Annotated in this window: 10 protein-coding genes and 1 pseudogene; 1 reads left to right on the top strand and 10 read right to left on the bottom strand. The window is 71.2% G+C overall.

Annotated elements, in window-relative coordinates; all coding sequences use genetic code 11:
• Positions 1-187: 187 nt before the first annotated feature.
• From FRZ03_RS05380 to FRZ03_RS05335, 9 genes are all read right to left on the bottom strand, one after another.
• Positions 188-694 (bottom strand): hypothetical protein, encoded by a 507-nt coding sequence (locus FRZ03_RS05380; RefSeq protein ID WP_146463972.1) that lies wholly within the window; start codon positions 692-694, stop codon positions 188-190.
• A 96-nt stretch (positions 695-790) separates the two neighbouring features.
• Complete coding sequence (gene ung, locus FRZ03_RS05375; RefSeq protein WP_146463971.1) at positions 791-1,474, bottom strand: uracil-DNA glycosylase; 684 nt, start codon at positions 1,472-1,474, stop codon at positions 791-793.
• A 104-nt stretch (positions 1,475-1,578) separates the two neighbouring features.
• Positions 1,579-3,165, bottom strand: a complete 1,587-nt coding sequence (locus tag FRZ03_RS05370) for an ABC transporter substrate-binding protein (RefSeq protein ID WP_146463970.1) — start codon at positions 3,163-3,165, stop codon at positions 1,579-1,581.
• 185 nt (positions 3,166-3,350) lie between these two features.
• Positions 3,351-4,115 (bottom strand): SDR family oxidoreductase, encoded by a 765-nt coding sequence (locus FRZ03_RS05365; RefSeq protein WP_146463969.1) that lies wholly within the window; start codon positions 4,113-4,115, stop codon positions 3,351-3,353.
• Between the two features lie 12 nt (positions 4,116-4,127).
• Positions 4,128-4,889 carry a 3-oxoacyl-ACP reductase FabG gene (fabG, locus tag FRZ03_RS05360; RefSeq protein WP_146463968.1) on the bottom strand — a complete coding sequence of 254 codons (762 nt, stop codon included), beginning with the start codon at positions 4,887-4,889 and terminating at the stop codon, positions 4,128-4,130.
• Between the two features lie 147 nt (positions 4,890-5,036).
• Positions 5,037-5,486 carry a DUF3037 domain-containing protein gene (locus FRZ03_RS05355; RefSeq protein ID WP_146463967.1) on the bottom strand — a complete coding sequence of 150 codons (450 nt, stop codon included), beginning with the start codon at positions 5,484-5,486 and terminating at the stop codon, positions 5,037-5,039.
• Entirely contained in the window at positions 5,483-6,256 is a 774-nt protein-coding gene (locus FRZ03_RS05350) for a HipA family kinase (RefSeq protein WP_146463966.1), read from the bottom strand. The genes FRZ03_RS05355 and FRZ03_RS05350 overlap by 4 nt, the downstream gene beginning before the upstream one ends.
• A gap of 310 nt (positions 6,257-6,566) precedes the next feature.
• The gene (locus FRZ03_RS05340) at positions 6,567-6,791 is read right to left on the bottom strand and encodes a hypothetical protein (protein ID WP_146463965.1); all 225 of its coding nucleotides are present in this window, start codon (positions 6,789-6,791) and stop codon (positions 6,567-6,569) included.
• Positions 6,792-6,962: 171 nt separating this feature from the next.
• Positions 6,963-7,661: a metal-dependent hydrolase gene (locus FRZ03_RS05335; protein WP_261398572.1), complete on the bottom strand. Its 699-nt coding sequence runs from the start codon at positions 7,659-7,661 to the stop codon at positions 6,963-6,965.
• 502 nt (positions 7,662-8,163) lie between these two features.
• On the opposite strand from FRZ03_RS05335, the pseudogene FRZ03_RS40065 reads away from it, so the two are divergent.
• Positions 8,164-8,438, top strand: a pseudogene (locus tag FRZ03_RS40065) (pyridoxamine 5'-phosphate oxidase family protein); the annotation flags it as partial.
• An 18-nt stretch (positions 8,439-8,456) separates the two neighbouring features.
• On the opposite strand, the gene FRZ03_RS05320 reads toward FRZ03_RS40065, so the two are convergent.
• Positions 8,457-9,359, bottom strand: coding sequence for a LysR family transcriptional regulator (locus FRZ03_RS05320; protein ID WP_146463963.1), 903 nt, complete (start codon positions 9,357-9,359; stop codon positions 8,457-8,459).
• Positions 9,360-9,461 lie beyond the last annotated feature (102 nt).

Below are 9,461 nucleotides of genomic sequence, written 5' to 3'. Positions count from 1 at the left end.
GCTCAGTGACGGCCGTAGGTCCGTTCGCAGATCTCCGACTCCGGGCTGTTGCCGCGCCTCCCAGCAGGTGCCGGCGGACGTCTGCGACCTGGGCCGCGAGTACGGCGGCTGGCGCGGCAACAGCCCGGAGTCGGAGATCTGCGAACGGACCTACGGCCGTCACTGAGCGGCCCGCGGCGCCGCCCGCTCAGCTGGGCCGCTGCCGTGGTGGCCCCCAGGGGCCGTCGTCCGCCGGGCCGGTCCCCCGCAGGCTCGTCTCCAGGCGCGCGATCGCGGCCCGCACGCCCGCGCCGTAGCCGTCGTCCGCGAGGGCACCGGCGGCGGTGCGGGCGTGGCCGAGATGGGTGCGGGCGGCCTCGGGGCGGCCCAGCTTCACATAGTCGGCGGCCAGGTTCAGGTGCAGGGACGGGAAGAAGCCCGGCACGCCCCGGGGGTCGCCGTCCGGCAGTTCCCGCGCCGCCGACAACGCCCGCAGGTCCCACGCGAGTTCGTCCTCGGGGTCGTCCTGGGTGTCGGCGAGGTAGTGGGCCAGGGTGCAGCGGTGCAGCGCGTCGCCGTCCTCACCGATCTCCGCCCACAGGTCGAGGAAGCGGCTGCGGGCCTCCTCGCGGTCGCCGCCGTGGTGCAGCATCACGACCTGGCCGATCCGCGTCAGCATCTCGTCCAGGGCCGTCTGTTCCCGTCGCTCCGCCACCGCGTCCTCCGGCGATCGTCCGCTGTCGTGCCCCCGACGCTAACCGGCGCCGCCGTCATTCCCCATCAGGCGGCGCCGTCACGCTGCGGGCCGCCCTCAGCCCAGGTCGGGGATGCGCCAGTCGACGGGCTCGTGCCCCTGGGCGGCGATCGCCTCGTTGATCTGGGTGAAGGGGCGCGAGCCGAAGAACTTCTTCGCGGACAGCGGGGAGGGGTGCGCGCCCTTGACGACCACGTGCCGCGTCTCGTCGATCAGCGGCAGCTTCTTCTGCGCGTAGTTGCCCCAGAGCACGAAGACCGCCGGGTCGGGGCGGGCGTCCACCGCGCGGATCACGGCGTCGGTGAACTTCTCCCAGCCCTTGCCCTTGTGCGAGTTGGCCTCGCCCTCGCGTACCGTCAGGACCGCGTTGAGCAGCAGCACGCCCTGCCGGGCCCACGGCATCAGGTAGCCGTTGTCCGGGATCGGCAGATCCAGCTCGGCGTGCATCTCCTTGTAGATGTTGCGCAGGGAGGGCGGGGTCTTCACACCGGGGCGGACCGAGAAGCACAGGCCGTGGCCCTGGCCCGCGCCGTGGTACGGGTCCTGGCCGAGGACGAGGACCTTGACCTGGTCGTACGGGGTGGCGTCCAGCGCGGCGAAGACCTCCTCGCGCGGCGGATAGACGGGACCCTTCGCCCGCTCCTCCTCGACGAACTCCGTCAGCTCCTTGAAATAGGGCTGCTGCAGTTCGTCGCCCAGAACCCCGCGCCAGGACTCGGGCAGCATGGCGATGTCGGTCACGTCAACGTCCTCACGATGTGCGGTCACTTGCAGGCCTCAGAACCTACCGGCGACCACTGACAACGAACGTCCCGAGGCCCCCCGCCCCAGCGTAGCCGGGGCCCTCACCAGCTGGTCTTGCGGTGCAGGGTCCACATCATCATGATCGTGGAGGGGTCGAGGGCCTGTTCGCCGCCGGCGATGTCGTCGCTGGCCGCCACGTACTGCCGGCCCTGCCACAGCGGGAGCAGCCGGGCGTCGGTCGCCAGGATCCGCTGGGCCCGCGCCATGTCGTCGACCGTCTCGGCGCGGTCGCCGCGGGCGCGCGAGTGCGGCAGCAGCTTCCCGGTGATCTCCTTGGCCGGGTAGGACGTGCCGAGCGCGTTGTGCTCGCCGGTGAAGGGGGCGATGAAGTTGTCCGCGTCGGGGAAGTCCGGGGACCAGCCGCGGCCGAACACCGGGTACTCGCCCTTCTGGTAGCCGACCACATAGGTCTTCCAGGGGCGGCTTTCGAGGGTGACGGTGAACAGTCCGGAGCCCTCCAGCTGCCGCTTCAGCTCCTTGAACATCAGGGCGGTCTCGGAACCGTAGCGGTCGGAGGTGTACCAGAGGGTGAGCGGGACCTTCTGCCGGATGCCCGCGGCCTGGAGGAGCGCGCGGGCCTTGGCGGTGCTCGGGTCGCCGTAGTCGTCGAAGAAGGCGGTGGTGTGGCCGGTGAGGCCCTTGGGCACCATCGAGTACAGCGGGTCGACGGTGTCCTTGTAGACCTTGTGCGCGATCGCGCCCCGGTCGACGAGCTGGGCGATGGCCCTGCGCACGGCGGGCCGATCGGCCCAGGGGTCCTCGGGGTCGAACACCAGGTAGCTGATGTCGGTGCCGGCGCCGTCCACCAGCTGGAGGCCGGAGTCGTTGTCCTGCTGGAGGGCGAGGATGTCGCCGGCGGCGAGCCCCCGGTAGGTGACGTCGATCTTCTTGGCGCGCAGCGCCGCGACCATGCCGGCGGAGTCCTGGAAGTAGCGGATGGTCACCGCGTCGTTCTGCCGCTTGGCGAAGCCCTGGTAGGAGTCGTTGCGGGTGAGGACGGCCTGCCGCTCCTCCTGGTACGAGCTGAGCCGGTACGGCCCGGAGCCGTCCGCGCCCGCGTCCTTGCGCAGGGCGCGGGCCGGGTAGTCCTCGGGGTCGACGATCGACAGGGCCGGGGTGGCGAGCACGAAGGGGAAGGTGGCGTCGGGCTTGCCGAGGTGGAAGACGATGTCTCGGTCCCCCGAGGTGTCCACCCGGTCGAGGCTGCCCAGCAGTCCGGCGGGGCCGCCGGGGGCGTCGATGGCGCGGATGCGGTCGACGGAGTACTTCACGGCCCGCGCGGTCAGCGGGTCGCCGTCGACGAACTTCAGGCCCTTGCGCAGGGTGCAGTGGTAGGTGCGGCTGGAGGTGTCGGTGAAGGAGCAGCTCTCGGCGGCGTCCGGCTGCGGGGTGGTGGCGCCGTTGGGGTAGGCGAGGAGCGTCTGGTAGATGTTCCGGTACAGCTCCCAGGAGCCGTCCCAGGCGCCGGCCGGGTCCAGCGTGCTGGGGGCGCTGGTGGTGCCCACCACGATCGGACCGCCGCTGCCCGGGTCCCCGTCGGACAGCAGACCGCAGCCGGTCACCAGCGATACGGACGACACGGACGCGATCGCCGCGACTCTCCGCAGGAATCGGTTCCGGTTGAACACGCGCACGCTCCTCGATCCGCCCTACCAAGGTCGGCAGACCCTACCGCAGCGTAGGCACGCTCAACCTCCCTTGAAACAAGGTGAGTTGATCGTCTTCTGGATGACTTCGTTGTCAGTCTCCCAGGTGTCCGCTGTGCGGTTCCCCGGACGCCGGCCCGTTCGGAATCCGGCGCCCGGGAAGGGGCTCAGACGCCGGCCTTGAGGAACAGACCGCCGTCCACCACGAGCGTCTGACCGGTGACCCAGTCCGACTGCTCGGAGGTGAGGAACGCGGCGGCGCCGCCGATGTCGGACGGCACGCCGAGCCGCCCCAGCGGGTAGCCGGCCGCCGCCTCCTCCTCGCGGCCCTCGTACAGGGCCTGCGCGAACTTGGTCTTGACCACGGCCGGGGCGATCGCGTTGACCCGCACCTTCGGCGCGAACTCGTACGCCAGCTGCTGGGTCAGGTTGATCATCGCGGCCTTGCTGACGCCGTAGGCGCCGATGAACGGGGAGGGCGCGAGGCCCGCGATCGAGGCGATGTTGACGATCGCGCCGCCGTTCTCCTTCTGCCAGGCGTGCCAGGCCTTCTGGGCCAGGCCGAGCGCGGAGATGACGTTGGTCTCGAAGACCTTGCGGGCGACGTTCAGGTCCAGGTCCGCGATGGGGCCGAAGACCGGGTTGGTGCCCGCGTTGTTGACCAGGTGGTCCAGGCGGCCGAAGGCCTCCATGGTGCGCTCGACGGCCTCGCTCTGGTGGTCGAGGTCGTGCGCCTTGCCGGCGACGCAGATGACCCGCTCGGAGCCGAGCTTCTCGACGGCCTCCTTCAGGGCTTCCTCGTTGCGGCCGGTGATGCACACCCGGTCGCCGCGCGCCACGAAGGCCTCGGCGACGCCGAAGCCGATGCCGCGGCTGGCGCCAGTGACGAGCGCGACCTTGCCGGACAGGGGCGGGAGTTGTGCGGAAGTCATGTACCGGTCCCCTTAGTCGAGCGGTCCGCCGGCGACGTACAGCACCTGGCCGGAGACGAACCCGGCCGCCTCGCCGGTGAAGAAGGCGATGGCGTTGGCGATGTCCTCCGGCTCACCGACGCGCTGCACCGGGATCTGGGTGGCGGCGGCCTTCTTGAAGTCCTCGAAGCCCATGCCGACGCGGTCGGCGGTGGCCTTGGTCATCTCGGTGGCGATGAAGCCGGGGGCGACGGCGTTGGCGGTGATGCCGAACTTGCCCAGCTCGATGGCGAGGGTCTTGGTGAAGCCCTGGAGACCGGCCTTGGCGGCGGAGTAGTTGACCTGGCCGCGGTTGCCGAGCGCCGAGGAGGAGGACAGGTTGACGACCCGGCCGAAGCCGGCGTCCACCATGTGCTTCTGCACGGCCCGGGTCATCAGGAACGAGCCGCGCAGGTGCACGTTCATGACGGTGTCCCAGTCGGAGACGCTCATCTTGAACAGCAGGTTGTCGCGGAGCACGCCGGCGTTGTTGACCAGGATCGTCGGAGCGCCCAGCTCCTCGGTGACCCGGGCGACGGCCGCGGCGACCTGGTCCTCGTCGGAGACGTCGGCGCCGACCGCGACGGCCTTGCCGCCGGCCGCGGTGATCTTCTCGACGGTGTCCTTGCAGGCGGCCTCGTCCAGGTCGATCACGGCGACCGCGCGGCCCTCGGCCGCCAGGCGTACGGCGGTGGCGGCACCGATGCCGCGCGCCGCGCCGGTGACGACCGCGACCCGCTGTTCAGTGGTGGACATTGTTGTTTCTCCTCGCCCTTGAGAGAACCCGTGCGGCCCCTCGGGAGGGCCGCTGGTGCGGTGAGCGACCGCTTAGTATCTTCGGCTCACACGACGCTAGAAGCCCTGGCACCCGGTGTCAACGCCGCATCCGGCCGTTGTGATCCATTACCTCACCAGGAGGTCCAGCAATCGCTCCGTCTCGGCGGCCGGGTCGGTGGTCAGGCCGGTGTGCACCGGGCCGGGCTGGACCACGGTGGAGCGGGGTGCGATCAGCCAGCGGAAGCGGCGCCCCGCGTCGTCCCGGGCGGCCTGACCGGCCTCCTCGCCGCCCGCGCAGTGGCGTTCGATCGCGCCGAGCGCCGCCCGGATGCCGGCCGCGTCGGCCGCCGGGTCCAGGGCCAGCAGCCGTGCTTCGTCCAGGTGGGTGCGGGCGCCGACGTACCCCTTGGCCCGGCTGTAGACGACCACGCCCGCGTTGATGCACTCGCCGCGCTCCACCCGGGGCACGACCTTGAGCAGCGCGTACTCGAACACGTCCCGGTCGCCGCCCTGTCCGGCCCGGGTGATGTGGCGCTCGGTCACATGACCGGCCATGTGGATGCGGGTCTCGCTCACTTGCCCTCCTCCTGTCCGCCGAGACCGGTGATGCGGCCGGCGATGACGGCCGCGCGGGCGAGCAGCGGCCGGGCGTAGGCCCGGCGCAGGTCGTCCGGGGTGTCGAAGCCGGGTTCGCCGGCCAGCCAGGCGTCCGGGACCTCGGCGGTGACCTCGGCGAGCAGGTCCTCGGTGACGCGGGGCGCCAGCTCGGCGGCCGCGGCCTCGACGTCGGGCGCGAACCGGGCGAGGGCGTGGTCGGAGGCGTCGTAGGGGCGCGCGGCGGAGGTCGCGGCGGAGGGCCAGTTGTGGTGCCAGATCATCGTGGCGCCGTGGTCGATGAGCCACAGCTCGCCGCGGTGCACCAGGAGGTTGGGGTTGCGCCAGGAGCGGTCCACGTTGTTGATCAGCGCGTCGAACCAGACGATCCGCCCGGCCTCCTCGGGGCTCACGTCGAAGGCGAGCGGGTCGTAGCCGAGTGCGCCGGAGAGGAAGTCCATGCCGAGGTTGGTGCCGCCGCTGCCCCGCAGCAGCTCCTGCACCTGCTGCTCGGGTTCGCCGAGTCCCAGCACGGAGTCCAGCTCCAGGGTGACCAGCCGGGGCATCCGGAAGCCGAGGCGCCGGGCGAGTTCGCCGCACACCACCTCGGCGACCAGCGTCTTGCGGCCCTGCCCGGCGCCGGTGAACTTCATGACGTAGGTACCGAAGTCGTCCCCCTCGACGAGCCCCGGCAACGAGCCACCCTCACGCAGGGGCGTGATGTAGCGGGTCGCGGTGACCTCTTTCAGCATGTTCCCAGGCCATCCATCTCTTCAGCCTCGCAATACATGATCAGCCTCTGGGGCCACGGCAGCAACAGGCACCCGCCGACGGGCCTCGGAGAGAGACGGAAGGTTCCGGCCGGCATGCAGATCCCCCGTCTCCCCAGGAGTCCGTCGACGGCCGTTCGGCCCCCTGCTTCCGGCCTCGGGCATGAAGTGAGCATAGTAACCGAGGGTGATCACCAGGGGAGGGGGCCCGAGCCGGCCCGCCGACGCCATGAGGAACGCTCCCGCCCCCGCGAAGACTCGTGCGGCCCGCAGACGCCGAACACCCTGAGGATCAGGGGCTGGCGACGTCGAAGCCGTACCGCAAGGGCTCCGTCCTCACCTCGTAGTCCCGGCGGTAGACGTAGACGCCTTCTGCCCGCGCACCCGGCGGGGCGGCCTCGACCGGGCAGGGACAGGTCACCTGGAGCACTCGCGGCCGGCCGGAAACCCTCACCCGCCAGCCGTCTCCAGGCCCCCCTTCGAGCACTGCCGTCTCCCAGACCGTCGCATCAGACATGAGCCATCTCCACGGCAACAGTTCAATGATTGCGCAACCATAGTAGAGACGAATCGCTGCCTCGGGGCACGGCCCACATGACCTCGGAGCGGGAGGCCGGACGGCGGTTCACGAGAGCCCGGTCTTCGTCAGACGCGCAGGCGTACGTGTCGTGGGCTGCGGGCCGCGAGGTCAGTTGATGGGCTGGGGCGCGAGAACGGTCAGCCAGAGCAGGGCGATGGTGGCGGCACCCATCAGCGGTGTGAGTATCTCGGTCTCCATCTTGTTGCCGCTGCTCTTGATCAGCACGATCTCGTACCGCGACTTCAGCGGCCACAGCCAGGGCGCACCGCGTTTGGTGATGGAGTCACCGAGGAGGTGTGCCATGCAGCCCAGGCCGATGGCGTAGGGGAGCCAGCCGGGGGCGGAGGGGATGAACTTGTCGAGGGCTGCCGTGCCCAGGCCGGCCAGGGCGACGATGGTGCCCCATGCGTGGAAGCCATGCCCCGGTGGGCAGAGATTGAGCGCCCGGACGGCCAGCGCCAGCAGGAAGAAGCTCATGCCGAGGGTGAACGGTCTGCCGAGCCAGCTGATTCCGGCCCAGCTGCCGACGGTCATGAGGGCGACGAAGAACAGGGAGTGCGTGGCGTGGCGGTGACCACCGGAGACCCATGCGACGAATCGGCACAGCACTTTGGAGACCGGGCCGAGGAAGTTGGCGATCGTACCGTCATGGTGGTCCAGGTCGGGCAGCAGGGCGGCACCCGCGCACAACACCGTTCCCATGAGGACTTCCTGGGGCGCCAGATGTGTGTGCAGCACCAGCGGCGGCACGTACGGTGCGGTGCCCGCGAAGATCAGTGCACCGCTCACGGCATGCGAATGGCCCATCATGTCGAGGTCGTTCTCCCTGATTCGGCGCCGCCGAGGTGGCGCTCGGGTGGTGTATCCGTGCGTTCAGGCGCCAACGCGCAGCTCACCTTTGAGATCGGCGAGCGTATGGTCCCCCGTTCGGATCCTGCGGTTGCCGGGCAGTCGCGCGCCGCCATCGCGGGCGCCCACCGCCAACACGGCCGATCGGATCATAGTTGCGCCCTTGCGCAAGGCAAAGGCCGCCGCGCGCGGCGGCGTTCGCGGGGCCGCCTGCCCGGGGCTCCCTTCGGCGACGCGGAACAACCGGGCGTCGCGGCTGGCGCCCCGGCCGTCCGGGCGGCGCTCGGCGACCGCTCACCTGGGCGCCGGTCCCGTGCGCGCCGCCGACCAGCCGGTCCACATCGTCGTGGGTCCCGACGAGCGGGCGGCGCGGGCGAGTTCGGCAGGGCGGCGTCCGGGCTCACCACGCCCGCCGGCACGCCACGGCCACCGACGGCGCACCGCACGTGAGCGCCCGGGGCTGCACTCGCTGGTGCGCAGCCGCCGCTGGATCCAGCTGCGCCGCGATCCCCGGGTGGCGGTGGTCGTCGACGCGGGCGAGGAGTACGCCGAATCTCGCGGGGCCGAGCTGTCCGGCCGGGTGGAGTTCGTCGGCGCGGCGCCCCGCAGCGGACGGCCGTTCGCCGAACTCCCCTCCCTGGTACCGCTGTTCGCCCGCAAGTACTTCGGTCTCGACGAGCCGCCGACGGCCGTCACGCCTGGGCCCGGCTCGTGCCGGAGCAGGTCCTCTCCTGGACTTCCGCGAACCGGGGCTCAGTTGAGCTTCTCGGTCGCGGTACGCAGGGCCTCGACCGCCGCACGGATGGAGGGGCGGCGGTCGGCGTCCGCACGCCAGACGACGTAGACGTGCCGCCGCACCCGCTGCGTCAGCGGTACGAGGACCACGCCGTCCGGCACCGGGTGGCGGCCCAGCAGCGGCGCGATGCACACCCCCAGCCCGGAGGCGACCAGCTGGAGCTGGGTGTGGGTCTCACCGGCGCGGTGGCCGACGATCGGCTCGACGCCCTTGGAGCGCAGGGTGAACATCAGCCACTCGTGGCAGAACTCGCCCTGGCCCCAGGTGATCCACTCGTCGTCGGCGAACTCGGCGAGGTCCACCTCGTCGCGGTGCGCGAGCCGGTGCCCCAGCGGCATGGCGACCTCGGCCGGGTCGTCCAGCAGCGGCGCCTTGACCAGTCCGTCGGGCACCGGCATCGGCTTGTTGTACCAGTCCAGGACCACCGCGAGATCGAGGTCGCCGCGCACCACACCGGCGATGCCCTGCTCGGGCTCCAGCTCGCTGGAGCGCACCCGCAGCCCCGGGTGCTGTGCGCGCAGCGCGGGCAGCGCCACGGGGAACAGGCCGCGGGCGGCGGTGGGGAACGCGGACAGCCGCAGCTCGCCGACGACCTGCCCGCGCTGCGCCTCCAGGTCCGACTCGGCCAGCTCCACCTGCGACAGGATGCGCGCCGCGTGCTCCGAGAGCAGCCGGCCCGCGTCCGTGAGCCGTACGCCCCGGCCGTTCTTGGCCAGCAGCTGCTGCCCCACCTCGCGTTCCAGCTTGCCCAGCTGCTGGGAGACCGCGGAGGTGGTGACGTGCAGCGCGTCGGCGGCGGCGCTGACCGAGCCGTGCCGGGCCAGGGCGTCGAGGGTGCGCAGGCGCTCCAGATTCAACATATAAGCGATCCTACGAGGTACCCGGTGCGATTTCTCGATTGTGCTACGAAGTTCGCTCCCTCATTGTTGTCATCATGAGCACGGTCACCCCAACCCGGACAC

The sequence above is a fragment of the Streptomyces misionensis genome, assembly GCF_007896895.1.
GTDB lineage: Bacteria > Actinomycetota > Actinomycetes > Streptomycetales > Streptomycetaceae > Streptomyces > Streptomyces misionensis_A.
The sequence above is the reverse complement of the archived record's forward strand: the minus strand, read 5'-3'. Positions and strand labels throughout refer to the sequence as shown.

What these genes read in the sequence shown, in the direction of transcription:
- FRZ03_RS05365 (WP_146463969.1), bottom strand. Translation starts at nt 4,115, where the DNA reads ATGACTTCCGCACAACTCCCGCCCCTGTCCGGCAAGGTCGCGCTCGTC.
- fabG (WP_146463968.1), bottom strand. Translation starts at nt 4,889, where the DNA reads ATGTCCACCACTGAACAGCGGGTCGCGGTCGTCACCGGCGCGGCGCGC.
- FRZ03_RS05350 (WP_146463966.1), bottom strand. Translation starts at nt 6,256, where the DNA reads ATGCTGAAAGAGGTCACCGCGACCCGCTACATCACGCCCCTGCGTGAG.
- FRZ03_RS05340 (WP_146463965.1), bottom strand. Translation starts at nt 6,791, where the DNA reads ATGTCTGATGCGACGGTCTGGGAGACGGCAGTGCTCGAAGGGGGGCCT.
- FRZ03_RS05335 (WP_261398572.1), bottom strand. Translation starts at nt 7,661, where the DNA reads ATGGGCCATTCGCATGCCGTGAGCGGTGCACTGATCTTCGCGGGCACC.
- FRZ03_RS05320 (WP_146463963.1), bottom strand. Translation starts at nt 9,359, where the DNA reads ATGTTGAATCTGGAGCGCCTGCGCACCCTCGACGCCCTGGCCCGGCAC.